The 14948-nt window shown below is 47.3% G+C and carries 16 protein-coding genes; 1 reads left to right on the top strand and 15 read right to left on the bottom strand.

All coding sequences use genetic code 11. The annotated features are described in order from the left end of the window. Window position 1: 1 nt before the first annotated feature. From sdaAB to H2C83_RS08945, 4 genes are read right to left on the bottom strand one after another with little or no spacing between them, the layout of a single operon-like run. On the bottom strand, window positions 2–661 hold the full coding sequence (sdaAB, locus tag H2C83_RS08960) for an L-serine ammonia-lyase, iron-sulfur-dependent subunit beta (protein WP_181739898.1): 660 nt from the start codon (window positions 659–661) through the stop codon (window positions 2–4). Window positions 662–674: 13 nt separating this feature from the next. Then, entirely contained in the window at window positions 675–1562 is an 888-nt protein-coding gene (locus H2C83_RS08955) for a fatty acid kinase binding subunit FakB (RefSeq protein ID WP_181739896.1), read from the bottom strand. Window positions 1563–1575: 13 nt separating this feature from the next. After that, window positions 1576–3261, bottom strand: coding sequence for a fatty acid kinase ATP-binding subunit FakA (locus H2C83_RS08950; protein WP_312853886.1), 1686 nt, complete (start codon window positions 3259–3261; stop codon window positions 1576–1578). 11 nt (window positions 3262–3272) lie between these two features. Continuing rightward, window positions 3273–3638, bottom strand: coding sequence for an Asp23/Gls24 family envelope stress response protein (locus H2C83_RS08945; protein WP_181739894.1), 366 nt, complete (start codon window positions 3636–3638; stop codon window positions 3273–3275). Window positions 3639–3839: 201 nt separating this feature from the next. On the opposite strand from H2C83_RS08945, the gene rpmB reads away from it, so the two are divergent. After that, window positions 3840–4028: a 50S ribosomal protein L28 gene (gene rpmB / locus H2C83_RS08940; RefSeq protein ID WP_181739892.1), complete on the top strand. Its 189-nt coding sequence runs from the start codon at window positions 3840–3842 to the stop codon at window positions 4026–4028. 44 nt (window positions 4029–4072) lie between these two features. Here the strand turns inward: rpmB and spoVM are convergent, their stop codons facing one another. The 11 genes from spoVM to H2C83_RS08885 all read right to left on the bottom strand — a co-directional run bounded on the left by spoVM (window position 4073) and on the right by H2C83_RS08885 (window position 14927). After that, window positions 4073–4156: a stage V sporulation protein SpoVM gene (gene spoVM, locus H2C83_RS08935; protein ID WP_181740160.1), complete on the bottom strand. Its 84-nt coding sequence runs from the start codon at window positions 4154–4156 to the stop codon at window positions 4073–4075. A gap of 237 nt (window positions 4157–4393) precedes the next feature. After that, window positions 4394–5056: a thiamine diphosphokinase gene (locus H2C83_RS08930; protein ID WP_181739890.1), complete on the bottom strand. Its 663-nt coding sequence runs from the start codon at window positions 5054–5056 to the stop codon at window positions 4394–4396. Between the two features lie 8 nt (window positions 5057–5064). Next, window positions 5065–5613 (bottom strand): energy-coupled thiamine transporter ThiT, encoded by a 549-nt coding sequence (gene thiT, locus H2C83_RS08925; RefSeq protein WP_181739888.1) that lies wholly within the window; start codon window positions 5611–5613, stop codon window positions 5065–5067. Window positions 5614–5660: 47 nt separating this feature from the next. Further along, complete coding sequence (rpe, locus tag H2C83_RS08920; RefSeq protein ID WP_181740158.1) at window positions 5661–6320, bottom strand: ribulose-phosphate 3-epimerase; 660 nt, start codon at window positions 6318–6320, stop codon at window positions 5661–5663. Beyond that, window positions 6320–7213, bottom strand: coding sequence for a ribosome small subunit-dependent GTPase A (rsgA, locus tag H2C83_RS08915; protein WP_181739886.1), 894 nt, complete (start codon window positions 7211–7213; stop codon window positions 6320–6322). Before rsgA ends, rpe begins: the two co-directional genes overlap by 1 nt. 16 nt (window positions 7214–7229) lie before the next feature. After that, window positions 7230–8900 carry a Stk1 family PASTA domain-containing Ser/Thr kinase gene (gene pknB, locus H2C83_RS08910; RefSeq protein WP_281364135.1) on the bottom strand — a complete coding sequence of 557 codons (1671 nt, stop codon included), beginning with the start codon at window positions 8898–8900 and terminating at the stop codon, window positions 7230–7232. A 33-nt stretch (window positions 8901–8933) separates the two neighbouring features. Further along, window positions 8934–9734 (bottom strand): Stp1/IreP family PP2C-type Ser/Thr phosphatase, encoded by an 801-nt coding sequence (locus H2C83_RS08905; RefSeq protein WP_246333827.1) that lies wholly within the window; start codon window positions 9732–9734, stop codon window positions 8934–8936. 82 nt (window positions 9735–9816) lie between these two features. Next, window positions 9817–10851 carry a dual-specificity RNA methyltransferase RlmN gene (rlmN, locus tag H2C83_RS08900; RefSeq protein ID WP_181739881.1) on the bottom strand — a complete coding sequence of 345 codons (1035 nt, stop codon included), beginning with the start codon at window positions 10849–10851 and terminating at the stop codon, window positions 9817–9819. Window positions 10852–11064: 213 nt separating this feature from the next. After that, complete coding sequence (locus tag H2C83_RS08895) at window positions 11065–12222, bottom strand: Ger(x)C family spore germination protein (protein ID WP_181739878.1); 1158 nt, start codon at window positions 12220–12222, stop codon at window positions 11065–11067. Further along, complete coding sequence (locus tag H2C83_RS08890; RefSeq protein WP_181739876.1) at window positions 12197–13357, bottom strand: GerAB/ArcD/ProY family transporter; 1161 nt, start codon at window positions 13355–13357, stop codon at window positions 12197–12199. The genes H2C83_RS08895 and H2C83_RS08890 overlap by 26 nt, the downstream gene beginning before the upstream one ends. Continuing rightward, window positions 13347–14927, bottom strand: a complete 1581-nt coding sequence (locus tag H2C83_RS08885; protein WP_181739874.1) for a spore germination protein — start codon at window positions 14925–14927, stop codon at window positions 13347–13349. The genes H2C83_RS08890 and H2C83_RS08885 overlap by 11 nt, the downstream gene beginning before the upstream one ends. Between the last annotated feature and the right edge of the window lie 21 nt (window positions 14928–14948).

Here is a 14948-nt window from a genome sequence, read left to right as displayed (position 1 = left end):
TTTATAAAATCGCTACAGCATGAATTTCTTCCAAAGCTTTAACTTCAGATTCCACATTCTTGTCAATGGGTTGATCGGTTTCAATCGACATCAATGCCTGGGAACCTTTTTCCTTACGTGATACGTGCATAAATCCAATGTTGATTTCATGTTTTGCAAGAATGCTTGCCACATGCGCAACGACTCCGTATCGGTCTTGATGCAGGACGAGTAATACGGGATTGGTTCCTGTCAAACTGAGTTTAAAACCATTCAACTCCACAATCTCCATTTTCCCGCCGCCAATGGAGACACCCACGATCTCCATGATCCGGCCATCGTCATCTTCCAGGCGAATTCGGGCAGTGTTTGGATGGTCTGTCAATTCATCGGATTCATGAAAGTGAATATCGATTCCTCCCTGCTTTGCGATTTCCAAAGCATCAACCATCCGCTTGTCAAAAGTGTCAAAGTCAAGCAAACCGCCAGCAAGGGCAATATCAGTACCGTGTCCGCGATACGTTTGGGCAAAGGAACCATATAGCGTAATATCCGCACGGCGCGGTTTTTTCCCGAATATGGAGCGTGCAGCCTTGCCGATGCGAGCCGCACCGGCAGTATGGGAACTGGATGGTCCAATCATGACCGGGCCAATAATGTCAAATACCGTACGATATTTCATAAGCTCCTCCTAATCAAGATTTACTTCCGGATGAAAGTTCGTCCAGGGAAACCACAACACAGGCAACAGTTCCGGGTCCACAATGGGTGCCGACAGCAGGTCCAATATCTACCATGACTTTTTCCTTCACCTCAAGCAAATCTTCGATTTTTTCCATCCACAGATCTGCCAGCTGTTTGTTGTCAGCGTGCAGGGCAGCTACAGCGACGGGGCCGGCAGGAATTTTTTTCTTTAACAGTTCAAAGATTTTCTGGTTTGCCTTTTTTTGCCCCCGGGCTATATCTACCACGGCAATTTCTCCATCATCACTGATCGTAATAATCGGCTTGATATTTAACAGCGCACCAACCAGTGCTTTTGCTTTGCCAATCCGGCCACCTTTATGTAAATATTCCAGGGTGTCAACGGTAGCAAGCAGCAGCTCGACCTCGCGAATCCTCTCAGCCAGGTGCATAAGTTCGGAGAATGCTCTTCCCTCTTGAGCGGCCCTTGCAACCATTACCACAATGATTCCCAACGCATAGGTGACGGTTTTGCAATCAACCACTTCAATCGTGACGTCGGGAAATTCCTCCTCTACCATCGACTTGGCCAGTAAACAGGACTGATAGGTACCACTCATCTTGGATGATATGTGCAACGAAAGAATCTGTTTGGCCCCGTTATTGATCGCTTTTTTGTAGGCTCCTACTATATCGAGCGGAGATGGCTGTGAAGTTGTAGGGAGTTCCTCAATGGAACGCATTTTCCGGTAAAATTCATTGGGTGATATCGTAAGCCCATCCTGATAACACTTTCCTGCAACATGAACATTGATTGGTATTACAGATATTCCCAGGTCTTTTGCCAGCTGTTTGGGAATGTCCGCGGTACTGTCTGTAATAATTTTTACTTTTTCCATTCAGGTACCCCCTCTACTCGACAGCAAACAGGTAATGATATACCGGTTGTCCGCCATAGTGAACTTCAATCTCTATCCCCGGATATTGGCTCTCCAACGATTGCACGAGTTCTTTCGCCTGCTGCTCCTGAATTTCTTCCCCGTAAATAATTGTGACGATATCGGCACCCTCATCAATCATTTTATCTAATAATGTAAGAGCGGTTTTTTCCAGATTTTCCCCGACGATATCGATTTTTCCTCCCAGAATGCCGAGAAAATTGCCCTCTTTAATCTGGTGCCCGTTCATTTTCGAGTCACGAATGGCCTTGGTTACTTCGCCCGATTTCACTTCCTGAAAACCTTCCGTCATGTTTTTGATATTTTCTTCAGGAGATACTTCGGAATTAAAATTCAACAGTGCGGTCAATCCTTGTGGAATGGAACGTGTAGGCAAGACACTGACCGGTTGGTCAACCACTTCTTCCACCTGTTCCGCAGTTAAAATAATATTTTTATTGTTGGGAAGGATTAATACATGTTCTGCATGAAGCCGTTCAACTGCACGAACAAGATCTTCGGTGCTTGGATTCATTGTTTGTCCGCCTTCGATCACTTCATCCACGCCCATGGAACGGAAAATATCGGCGATTCCTTTTCCGGAGGCCACGGCGACAATCCCGTATTTTTTCTTTTCAGTCGGAACCACAACGCCCGTTTTTGCGGATGAAGGGCTACCATCCGTGACATTTGCATATTGTTCACGCATATTTTCGATTTTGATCCTGGTCAGGTCACCAAACTTCATCGCATAGTTCAGGGCATTTCCGGGATATTCGGCATGAATATGAACCTTGACCAGCTCTTCATCGGCCACGACCAGGATCGAATCGCCATATTGTCCCAGTTCTTTGCGGAAATCCTCTTCATTAAAGGGTTCTGTTTCCCGGCGGCTGGTAGTAAGGTCGATCATAAATTCGGTACAATAGCCATATTTTATTTCCGAAGGATCAATTTTGGACTGGGCATTATCGTGTGCCATGTCAGCAATCGATTTCGTTTCGGAAAGAGTTGATTCCACATCTATCGGTTCGCTGCCTTCACCGGATAGCGCAGCCAGTATTCCTTCATAGATATAAACAAGTCCCTGCCCCCCGGCATCGACAACGTTTGCCTGTTTCAACACCGGCAAAAGTTCCGGGGTTCTTGACAAAGACTTGCGTGCTTCCGCCAAAACCGTCTCCATAACTTCCCTGGCGTCATGGGTTGTCAGTGAGCGCTTCATTCCTGCTTCAGCCGCTTCACGCGCAACCGTTAGAATGGTTCCTTCAACAGGTTTGATTACAGCCTTGTAAGCAGTCTCTACTCCCTGCTGAAAAGCATCGGCTAACTGATGCGTGTTAATGGATTCCTTGTCAGCCACAGCTTTGGCAAAACCGCGAAAGAGTTGGGACAAAATTACGCCAGAGTTGCCCCGGGCGCCCATTAACAAACCTTTTGCAAGTGCTTGGGCCAATTCTCCAACCGTTCGGGCATTCAACACTTTTTCCATTTCATTGACGCCAGACGTGATCGTCAGACTCATATTGGTGCCCGTATCGCCGTCAGGGACGGGGAATACGTTTAATGCATTTACTTTTTCCAGTTTATTGTTGAGTGTATTCGCACCCGCCCGCATCATCTGTAAAAACTGTGCTGCATAGATTTGTTGCTGTGCCACAGTGCTCCCCCTTACTCTTCATTCACCAGTCGAACACCTTGCACGAAGATGTTCACTTTATTCACTTTCAAGCCTACAATTTGATCCAGTGTGTATCTTACTTTGGACTGTACATTATTGGCTACTTCAGAGATCTTTGTGCCGTAACCGACAATGATATACAGATCAATCACAATTTCGCCGTTTTCCTCGCGAACCTCAATTCCCTTGCTCAGATTTTCCTTGCGCAACAATTCGGTGATTCCATCTTTCAACTGACTGCGAGACGCCATACCAACCAACCCGTAACAATCCATAGCCGCAATGCCGGCAACAGTCGCAATAACATCATTCGCCACTTCGATCTGCCCAAGTTGGGTTGACACTTCTACGCTCATTCCTATCCCTCCTGGTGAGGTTTCTTTAGCTAACTAGGACAATTGTACAATAATAACATAATGAATGAAAGATCAACAATAATCATGATACTGAACCTGTACACTCCTTGCAAGTAATCAGGAGGTATGCTAAAATGTCCAAGTATTTAGTCCTACACATGGTGATTCGGTTGGAACGAGCGACAAACAGGAGGTGTCAATATGGCTCGGCGTTGTTTTATTACCGGAAAACAAGGTCATGCCGGAAATAAAGTGAGCCACTCTCACCGCAAAACGCGGAGAAAATGGGGCGCTAACGTTCAAAAAGTACGTATTCTTGTCGATGGAAAACCAAAACGCGTGTATGTCAGTGCCCGTGCACTGAAATCCGGCAAGGTAACCCGCGTTTAATGGCCAAGAAAAAAGCACCACAGGAGGTGCTTTTTTTGTTTTTATCACTGGTCTTTTTTAAAAGCTGACAAAATTGCCTTAACTACTCCGCCCAGAAATTTAGGCAGTTTGATGGTATAAAATTTCACCCCTGTTCACCCCTTATTCTGCAATTCATAAGGAACAAGAAAATCGCAGAAGACCCATTTTCAACTTATTTATATTCTATAGATTTCAATGTGTACCTAGAACATAAAGAAAAATTCCAACCAGGCAAGCCCATTTTCAGGACATAAAAAAACAAAAAGCCTGTAACCCGGGTCTTACAGGCACAGACTTTTCGAAAATTATATGACAAAGGATTGTTTTACCCTACAGGCTTAACTTTATTCACCAATCCGATCCCTGCTTTCCACAACCAGGCAAATACCTTCCTGAATGTTCACAACAGCCGGCACCTTCACCAGTTCATTGCTGATCCCCCTGGTATCCCCCCGATATAACGATTCACCGGCCAGTTTGTATTTCAGCCCATCCGTTCTGATTCCTGATACGATTTTGGACACGGGAAGCAGCGATACATATTTGAAATCGATGGAGGTAAATGTCATTTTTCCGGGGCCGGACATCAGACGAATACGGTTTGTACGGTGGATAATCACGGCTTTGATCCCCTGCTCGTCCAGCCATTCCAACAGGCCGACGTTGGCCATTGTGTGGTCAAAGCGCGCTCCTCCCATGGCACCCAGAATCAGGATCTCATCCGGTTTCCGTTCCACCGCACAACTCAAGGCGAAATGCATGTCGGTAACCGCTTTTTCTTCCGGAAGCGAAAGCACTGGAACGCCTTTTTTTCGCAATCTGTCCATATAAGAGATGCCGGTTGTGTCAAAATCGCCCACCGCCAGATCGGGAATGATCCCCGCCTTTTCCAGTTGCATGGCGCCTGCATCTGCCGTAATGATAAAGTTGGTTCCGGTACGGATCAAGTCCAGTTCCGTATCGGTCAGGTCCCCGCCAGCGATCACTGCCACCCTGTTCACTGCCATCGCCGGTTTCACCTCCGCCTCAGCAACTGCGGAGCTGACCAGTAGATCAAGCCTGTCACAATAACCGTGAGGATGACTTCCGGAAGAATGTAGGACAGATTATAAATAAATGAGTAAACATACAGTGATTGGCCGACAGGAGTATATGCCTTGAAAAAAATGATTCCGGACAAATAATGGGCCAGAAAGCGCAGGCTGCCGCCCAGAATTATGCCTGATGACATCCGTAGGAGCTGGCGTTTTTTGGCGACAGTTTCCTTCAGGACGGCCAGGCCCGCAAAACCCAATGCAGCAAAAGCAACCGGGTAGTCCAGAACCGCCTGGACCGGATGAATCACATACCCTCCTGCCAACAGCAAAATCAGACCTGCAATCCCTCCGCAAACGACTCCGGGCTTGATCCCGCGGCGCAGAGCAACGGCAGCAACGGGAATCATCGACAACGTGACCGATCCGCCATTGAGCCACATCTGAAAAGGGGTTATTTTATTCAGGACAACGGCAATTGCAGCCATTAGAGCTACTTCTACCATCGTGACAAGCCGTTTGCTGATCATTTCTTCTTTTCACCTGCAATCTCTGTTATTCAACAAGCATTCATCTATCATGATCTTGCCGCATCCCGGATCGCCTGGATGGCCTGGGCCCGATCAGCCTGTCCAAATACGGCAGAACCGGCAACCAGCACATCGGCTCCGCTTTCCACGACAGAACGGGCAGTTCCTGAATGGATACCGCCATCCACTTCAATCAGGACATGGGAAAGATTCTGTTCATCCAGCCGTTTACGCACGGCTTTGATTTTCGGCAATACATTTTCAATAAACTTTTGCCCGCCGAATCCCGGGTTTACTGTCATCAGCAGAACCATATCAATCTCTGGTAAAACAGGCTCCAGCACATGGACGGATGTCGCCGGATTGAGGACCACTCCGGCTTTGGCACCGTGATCCCTGATCAGCGAAATGGTGCGGTGCAAATGGGGACATGCCTCCTGATGGACTGTAATCATATCGGCACCGGCTTTTGTGAAATCAGCAATATAGCGATCCGGTTCCTCGATCATCAGATGCACGTCAAGCGGCAATTTTGTGTGCGGCCGGATTGCCTTTACGACCAGCGGCCCCAGCGTAATATTGGGAACAAAATGTCCGTCCATGACATCCACGTGAATCCAGTCGGCCCCTGCCTGTTCCACATCTTTTATTTCATCTCCCAGGTTGGCGAAATCCGCCGACAAAATGGAGGGAGCAATTTTAATCATCATGTATACCTCCTAACCATGGCTTCCTTGATTTCTGTCAAGAAATGTTTGTAGTGTTGGTAACGGCTGCCGGCAATCGCTCCTTGCTCAAGCGCATCTTTCACCGCACAATCCGGTTCATTGATATGCAGACATCCACGAAAACGGCAATCGGAAGATCGCACGTGTATTTCCGGAAAGCATTGCCCCAGCTCGTCCGGTTTCATGCCTTTAAACTGAAGCTGGCTAAAACCAGGCGTATCCGCCACTTGCCCTCCTTCAGCGAGGGGGAGCAGTTCCACTTGTCGTGTTGTATGACGGCCACGCCCGATTTTAGCGCTTACTTTTCCGGTTTCCAAAACCCGATCAGGCAACAGTTGATTCAGGAGAGAACTTTTTCCCACACCCGATTGGCCGGCAAAAACGGAAACTTTTCCTTTCAGGCATTGTTTCAGTTCCCCGATTCCTTCCTGTGTTTTGATGCTTGTGGCAAGAACCGGATAATTGGCCGGCTCGTAAACCGCCCGAATTTGCTCAATCTCCTCTTCATCGCGGATGAGGTCTTTTTTTGTCAGTACTATTACGATTTTCAATCCCTCGCGTTCACCATGAACCAGAAAACGGTCAAGCGGCATCTGCTGGTAACGGGGCTGCCGCAATGAACAGACCACCACTGCTTGATCGGTATTGGCGATCGGCGGGCGGATCAATTCAGAAGTACGGGGTTGAACAGAGGTCACCACGCCCTCGTCCAACCCCGTCTGTTCCATCTCTACCAAATCGCCAACCAGCGGGGTCAGCTTCTTTTTTTCAAACTTGAAAACTCCGCGCGCACGGCATTTGAACAGCTTTCCATCATCCGTGCGCACATAGTAGAACCCGCTGATTGCTTTCACGATTTGACCAATTGGCATAGGAGACCTCCTTTTTTTATTTTGCAGGAATGCACCCTGAGGTGGCATCAGCAACCGTAGGGGTATTGAGATAAACTTTTATCGTTCCGCCTTTTTTAACTGCTGATCCAGGTTCAGGTTCCTGTTTAAACACGGTATTCCTGGGTCCGGTACCATTTGCACACCAGAATTTTTTGATATGATAACCATTTTCTTTACTCGGCAAATTGGATTCATATTCTCCGGTATAATCTTTTACCATAATGCCGTCCAAACCGACTTTAAGCGTAATTTGAGTATTTGATGAAAATTCCGATCCGGCTTTGGGATTCTGTTCTGCCACTTGCCCGGGATCAGCATCGGCTACAAATCTTACTTCGGGCTCAGGCAGGTTATGCTGTTTCGCAAAATTCTTCGCATCTTCTACCGTGCTGAAAGATGGAATGGTCGTAACCGCTTGATTTTCTGTAGAACCACCGCCATCCCCGGTAAATAATCCCCAGACGGTAGTAAAGCCCCAAATGCTTAACATGACGATGACAGCAATGGTAAACAGGCCGAACAGCATTTTTTGCCACCACGGAAGGTTGGCCTGCACATTTTCCAGCCAGACGACTGTCCGTTGAAAGACCGTTTTTTCCTCATCGGGAATATTTTTCAATCGTTCGAGATTGGCCAGTGTCCGGTCACCAAGCGACTTTTTGGAAGCATGTTGTGATCTGCGGTTCTGCCCCGAACGAATTTCGGGCCGCTGTACCGGTGACTGATACTCCTCTTCTTCATAATTTCCGGTTGCCACAGGAGGATCATTGTCGGTTAACGGAATCGTCTGGTACATCTCTTGCTGCCGGCTGTTCCGCTGATTGACCCAATTAGGCTCCATATGGTGAGGCAGTTGCACCGCATACTGGATTTCTTTCATCATATCGCGCGCCGAAGCAAACCGTTGGTTGGGATCCTTGTTGAGTGCGCGCATAACCAGTTCCGCCAAAGCATCCGGAATCTGGCTGTTATAATTGCGCGGATCGACAGGGGTTTCCTGTAAATGTTTCAGGGCAATGCTGATTGCTGAATCTCCGTCAAACGGCAGGCGCCCCGTTAACATTTCATACATGACGACCCCCAGCGAATAGAGATCCGATTTTTCACCAATGACCCCTCCGCGCGCCTGTTCCGGAGAAAAATAATGGACAGAGCCCATCACCGATCCTTGCTGGGTAATGGTAGACGAACTGGCTGCACGGGCAATCCCGAAATCCGTCACTTTGGCACGTCCATTTGCGCCAAGCAAAATATTGTGAGGCTTGATATCACGGTGTACAATCTGGTTTTCATGAGCGTGCGCCAATCCATCACAGATCTGGACGGCAATCGCAGCCGCTTCCTGTACAGGCAGCGATCCCCGCTCCTGAATATACTGTTTCAGGGTTGGTCCTTCGACTAACTCCATCACAATATAATGGGTATACTGGTCGCGTCCCACATCATATACATTGACAATGTTCGGGTGAGACAAGCTGGCAGCAGCTTGGGCTTCCCGGCTAAAACGACGTATAAACTCCGAATCATTACTGAGGGATTCACTCAGGACTTTAATTGCCACAAAGCGGTTGAGCAGCAGGTCTTTTGCTTTATATACGACTGCCATTCCTCCGCCGCCAACGCGGCTGACTATCTCATAACGTCCCCCCAGCTTCTTCCCTTCCATCTGCATGGTCACTTTGTTCCTCCTTGAACCCAATTAAGATGTCGCTGACCTTCCTGTATGCCTTAGAAGAATAAGGGAAATATTATCTGTTCCGCCGGCGTCCAGCGCCAATTTGATCAGTTGATCCGCTTTTTCATCCAAAGACATGGTGGTGGAAGATAAAACAAGCCCGATTTCCCTCTCGTTAATCATAGTAGTCAGTCCGTCTGAGCAAAGGAGCAACATATCTCCTTGATTCCATGGGGTGTTAATCAGATCTACTTCTACCTCTTCACTTGTCCCGACGGCTCGCACAATCATATTGCGTTGTGGATGGTTTTTGGCTTCTTCTGCTGTAATTTGCCCATGTTTTCGCAGGAGATTCACATAAGAGTGATCTTCGGTCAATTGATAAAGCCCGTCTTTATGCAGTATATAAGCACGGCTGTCCCCCACGTGGGCCAGTACAATCTCCCTGGTATCAACGATCGACGCGATGACGGTCGTCCCCATCCCTTTATACTGGTTGTTTTCAGACGCCATTTTATATACTGTTTCATTGGCTTTACCGACTGCCTGAAGAAGCAAATTGCTTTTTTCATCTGTGGAAATATCCAAGGGTTGGGCAGCGACTACTTTTTCAATTGTATCGACGGTTTTGCGACTTGCCACATCTCCTGCCAAGTGCCCACCCATTCCATCCGCAACAATAGCAATCACAGCCCCGGATTTGGTCACAATCAGGCCCGTGCTGTCTTCATTAAGATCACGCACACGGCCTATGTCTGTGCGCCGTGCTAGCTCCATTCCGGTTACCCCTTTCCCTTTCATGTATTCCCTTGGTTGAACATTCAAAAAGAGGAAATACCGTTATCTCAACCTTTGCGTTTTCCTTGGAAATGATCTTCCCTGATGCAGGTTGCCCAAGCTGATCTTTTTACTGTCCATATTTAGCCCGCAATTGTCCGCATGCCGCATCAATATCATGACCATGCTCTCTGCGGATGGTTGAATTTACATGGTATGAGTCCAAAATCCGTTTGAAATCAAAGATTTGGCTCCGCAGTGTCCGCTTGTAATTGCGTTCCGGAACATAGTTTACCGGAATCAGATTCACCAGGCAATTCATATCCTGCAACAGCTTCCCCAATTCATGGGCATTTTCCTTCTGATCATTTTTTCCGCCGATCAAGGCGTACTCAAAAGTGATTCTACGCCCGGTTTTCTCCAAATAGTACCTGCATGCGTCCATTAAATCGGCAAGCGGATACTTGCGGCTGACAGGCATCAATTTTGACCGCAGTTCCTGATTGGGTGCGTGCAGAGAAATGGCCAGCCGCACCTGCCAGTCCTCGTCGGCAAACCGATAGATATTGGGCACCACGCCACTGGTGGAAACGGTAATATGCCTTTGTCCAATATTTAAACCACGGGGATGATTGATCATCCGCACAAAGCGCATGGTTGGCCCGTAATTTTCAAATGGCTCGCCGGATCCCATTACAACAACGGATTTGACCCGTTCATCGGATTGATCCAGGTACTTTTGGGCCATCAAAACCTGGGCAACAATTTCGCCGCTGCTCAAATTCCGTTTCAGACCGACCAGCGTTGATGCACAAAAGGTACATCCCATGCGGCAACCGACCTGAGTGGTCACACAGACGCTGATCCCGTAATCATGCCGCATCAGAACTGTTTCAATGGCATGTTGGTCATACAGGCCGAACAGAAATTTCACGGTTCCGTCTTGGGAAACCTGTCTGGCAATAATCCTGAGCGATTTCAGGTGAAATGTTTCCTCCAGTGTTTGCCGCAATACTTTTGGAAGATTCGTCATTTCCTGAAAGGAAACAACCCGTTTGATGTATAGCCAATCCATAACCTGCCTGGCTCGAAACTCCGGTTGGTTCTGCTCTTTCATCCATTCTTTCCAATTCTCGTAATCCAAATCATATGCTAAAGGTTTCATGCAATGTCTCACCAATTCCTTTGCTGGCAGCCATGTTTGAACAGGGAACGCCTGTTCAAAACTTTTCTTATTATATCATAGCAACAATGAAAGAAAAGAGACTGCCGATGAACATTTTTGTCTTCTGTCACAACCGGCACGGCTGGCCAGAATTCATCCCGATATTCGTCAAATCACTCTTTTATTTTTGAAACTTTACCCGTTCCTTTAATCTTATCCCGACTCCAGCCCGACTCTTCGCACTTCCACCTCATACCGGACACGAACAGGGATCTGGTTGTGATTGTGCATCCAATCAATTTGCCTGAAAAGCCGGGGATAGTAAGCATGGATATGTTTGCCGAATGTGAAGATATCGGTTCTGAAATCCTTTTGGGCTTTATCCACAAGCATTTTCGCCGCTTTTTCGTACTCCTTTTCCAATAAATGATTTATCAATTCATACTTTCGCGGATGATCCATCTGAAACGAATAGCACTCTTTGACAGCTATTTCTCCCTCCACCTTTACTGTTACATCGATCTGCGGCTTCTCAGATATATCAATGGTTCGAACAATATTACGGGGGACAAATATAATCCGCCCTTTCTTTTTTGGACAGGATATGGCCATCGGCCAGCCAACCATCTGCTTGCGGATTTGCAGCAGCGGGGTAACCAAGGGATGTTGAACAAGGCCAATCAACCGGTCATGCCTTAAAATGGCTATTCCTTCCCAGATGAACCGTTTTTCAGTAACACTGAATGCATTGAGAATGGGCGACTGCCTCACCGGATCCGAAAGATTTTCAGAAACCTCTCCCATTCCCAGCCAGGCGAAGCGACCATTATCAATGCCAGACCCAATGAGCGTGCGCAAATACTCAATCGGGATCTCTTCCAGAGGAACTTGTACTTTCAGCGCATCCTTTGCTTTTCCCAAAATAACAACAGGCCACAAATGACGGCGTATTTCCAGACTTCTTCTCAAACCGTCCAGCAAAGGAAATATTCCTTCTCTTGCCACCTCGTCACTGATCAGCAACAGTTGCATATGGCCGATAAACAAGGGGAAGTTGACTTTGGATTCAATCTGTTGCATCGCTTCATGGAAAGACCGGCCTTCTCCGGAAAATATCTCGACAGCTCCGTCGCCACCTACACCACCGCCATCGCCGCCTCCACCGCCACCTCCGCCGGTCGTCTTGCGCGGGCTGGGTACCTGAACCGATAATTCATAACCCTGGGGGCTTTTATCCACAGCCATTGCGGCTACCGTAGCCCTTTTTTCAAGTTCCCGGCTGTCCCAGCAGCCATACAGCAGGAAGGACGACAAGGTTAATATGGCAACCATGGCAAGCCATTTTTTACTTCGATGAAGAATCAATTTCAAGATTTACTTCCCCTTTCTTTCTCCGAATCACGGCTATAAGCAAAAGAACAAGCGGAACAAGCAAGGAAACCCCTATTTCATACACGCCGACGATTTCTCCATAAGTCCCTATTTCCGGAACATTTTTGGGGATCATTGCCAGGAGCAATAAACCAGGCATTGTCAAAAAGGAAATCCAGAGGCGATATTTCTCAGACAAATGAAAAAACCCGATAATCACTTGGACAAAGGCGGCATACAAATTTAATATGGATGTAAAAGCGGTCACCAGCCAGATCGATAAAATGACCGCTTCGATCCGTTCAAAAAACATATCTTCCAACTTAACCGATTTCGCCACTTCCAAAACAGGAAACATGATGTTTTTTACTTCTTCAATCCCCAGTACCCCCAGGGTAATCACACATAAATACCAGTAGGAAACGATTATTGAAATGAGGGAGATGGTGTGAATCTTTTTCATCTTCCCCGGTTCCTGATAAAAACCGGCAAATATCATAATGACCAGGTACCCCGCAAAAGAATAACCTCCTCTGAGAATGGCTTCTATAATATTGGAAAGGTTTATCTGAAACAGAGGAAGTATATTGGTAAAGTCTCCGCGCTGAACTGCCGCAAAAAGCATTAACAGGAACGGTGCCAGTGTAATCGGAAACAGGAATTCATTCAATTTGGCAATAACTTCAAGCTTACTGCCGGCACCAAAGGCAACTGTCAGAATCAAGATCAGCATAATCGCTTCAAGCGGCGTATGACGCAGCATGGAACTCGTGATCGTTTCCCCAAACATCCGCAAGACCGTACCAATTCCAAGAATAAAAAAAACGACCACCATCAGTACAAACGGGATGCTCAGAACCTTTCCAATCCATTTTTTTTGACTTCCCCCCAGGATTTCAGCTGTATACTGGGTAAATGTCATGCCGGGAAAGCGCTGACAAAGGGTACTGATCAGATATACCAGCACGAATACCAGGAAACCGGATAAAAAAATCACCCAGACCAAATCGTTTCCGGCCTTCTCTCCCACATCCCGGGGCAAAGTCATTACACCTACTCCAAACAGGGTGGAATAGAGCAAGGTAAAGGCCTGATAGGATGTAATTTTATCTTTGGATGCTGTTTTACGACTCATTTTCTTTCCTCACTTCATGTAACCTTGTCTGATTATGGGTTCTGAAGATCACGGGACGCTTTTTCATCCAGGGCCACGGAATGCGCACCAGGGAATCCTTGAGACCCTGCAAATTTAACGGTGAGAACGGGGACATATACGAAACTCCGAAAGACCGGAGTTGCACAAGATGAAGAAGAAGCAGCATCAAGCCGCACATAACGCCAATCAATCCGAACATGGACGCCAGGATCATCAACGGAAACCGGATTAACCGGACGGAGATGGCAGCATTATAGTTTGGATTGGCATAGGAACTGATTGTCGTTAAAGCAACTACAATTACAAAAGCCGGTGAAACAAGCCCGGCAGAAACTGCCGCATCCCCGATGACAAGGGCACCGACAATCCCGATGGTGGGTCCGATCGGACCTGGCAACCGGATGCTGGCCTCCCGCAGAATCTCAACACTGAACTCCATAATCAATGCTTCAATAATGGAAGAAAAAGGAACGGTTGCCCGTCCCGCCGCCATCGCAAGCGCCAATTGAAACGGAATCATTTCCGGATGAAACGAAACGAAAGCGATGTACAACGCCGGCAGCAATAAAGCAATAAACAGGCTGAGCAATCGGATAAACCGCAAAAAAGTGGATATTAAATAGCGCTCGTAATAATCTTCCGGGCTGTTATAAAACTGGCTGAATACAGCGGGGGCTATCAGGGCATGCGGTGTCCCGTCCACCAGAATCGCCACTTTTCCTTCCAGCAGGTGGGCCACAACGGAATCGGGGCGTTCCGTGTTTTGCATCAGGGGAAACGGTGTCCAGATCTGGTCCTGGATCAACTCCTCGATGTACCCTGTTTCCAAAATCCCGTCAATCTCAATTTCTCTGATCCGTTTTTCAACCTCTTTGACAATATCCTCTTCACTGATTTCTTCAATATACAGAACAGCGACGGTAGTTTTGGTCCGCTTGCCGATCGTATGGTATTTCACACGTAGGGAAGGATCGCGCAAACGATGCCGGATCAAGCCCAAGCTGGATGACAGCGTTTCATTCAAACTTTCAGTCGGGCCCCGCACCACCGATTCCGCCCGTGGTTCACCGACATTTTTGCCTGCCCAACCCTTGGTTCCAACCAAAAGCGCTTTCTCCAAATCATCAACCAACAGGATGGTATCACCGCTTAACAGGCCTTCTACCGCCTTCTTCATCTGCTCCAGTTCTTTTGTTTCCCCGGCTTGCACCTCGTTGACAATGGTCTCCCACGGTTCCCCCGGCAACGCTTCACTTTCCTTGAGTTTCATTAATGGCCGAATCAGGTAGTTTTGTGTGATATCCTTGTTAATCAATTCATCAAGGTAAACAACCGCCACTTTGATATTAAGAGTGTCAATCCTGAATTCACGAACAACCAGGTCCGAAGAATCCCCCAGAATTTTTTTGACGTATTCAAGATTCTGTTCGATATTTTTGTATACTGGAACTTCATCACTGATCACCCGTTCCAGCTGCTTCTGGTTGTATTCTTCCAATTTTTGCCTCTTTTTTCTTTCCCTGCGCAGAATACGAACCGATTTTTTCATTAATCATCACCATTCATAACT

It is taken from the genome of Thermoactinomyces mirandus, assembly GCF_013868055.1.
GTDB lineage: Bacteria > Bacillota > Bacilli > Thermoactinomycetales > Thermoactinomycetaceae > Thermoactinomyces > Thermoactinomyces mirandus.
Note: the sequence above shows the minus strand (reverse complement) of the source record. Positions and strands in the feature narration are given on the sequence as shown.

What these genes read in the sequence shown, in the direction of transcription:
- pknB (WP_281364135.1), bottom strand. Translation starts at nt 8,900, where the DNA reads ATGGAAGGGAAGAAGCTGGGGGGACGTTATGAGATAGTCAGCCGCGTT.
- rlmN (WP_181739881.1), bottom strand. Translation starts at nt 10,851, where the DNA reads ATGAAACCTTTAGCATATGATTTGGATTACGAGAATTGGAAAGAATGG.
- rpmB (WP_181739892.1), top strand. Translation starts at nt 3,840, where the DNA reads ATGGCTCGGCGTTGTTTTATTACCGGAAAACAAGGTCATGCCGGAAAT.
- rpe (WP_181740158.1), bottom strand. Translation starts at nt 6,320, where the DNA reads ATGATTAAAATTGCTCCCTCCATTTTGTCGGCGGATTTCGCCAACCTG.
- H2C83_RS08930 (WP_181739890.1), bottom strand. Translation starts at nt 5,056, where the DNA reads ATGGCAGTGAACAGGGTGGCAGTGATCGCTGGCGGGGACCTGACCGAT.
- H2C83_RS08945 (WP_181739894.1), bottom strand. Translation starts at nt 3,638, where the DNA reads ATGAGCGTAGAAGTGTCAACCCAACTTGGGCAGATCGAAGTGGCGAAT.
- thiT (WP_181739888.1), bottom strand. Translation starts at nt 5,613, where the DNA reads ATGATCAGCAAACGGCTTGTCACGATGGTAGAAGTAGCTCTAATGGCT.
- H2C83_RS08885 (WP_181739874.1), bottom strand. Translation starts at nt 14,927, where the DNA reads ATGAAAAAATCGGTTCGTATTCTGCGCAGGGAAAGAAAAAAGAGGCAA.
- sdaAB (WP_181739898.1), bottom strand. Translation starts at nt 661, where the DNA reads ATGAAATATCGTACGGTATTTGACATTATTGGCCCGGTCATGATTGGA.
- H2C83_RS08890 (WP_181739876.1), bottom strand. Translation starts at nt 13,357, where the DNA reads ATGAGTCGTAAAACAGCATCCAAAGATAAAATTACATCCTATCAGGCC.
- H2C83_RS08955 (WP_181739896.1), bottom strand. Translation starts at nt 1,562, where the DNA reads ATGGAAAAAGTAAAAATTATTACAGACAGTACCGCGGACATTCCCAAA.
- rsgA (WP_181739886.1), bottom strand. Translation starts at nt 7,213, where the DNA reads ATGCCAATTGGTCAAATCGTGAAAGCAATCAGCGGGTTCTACTATGTG.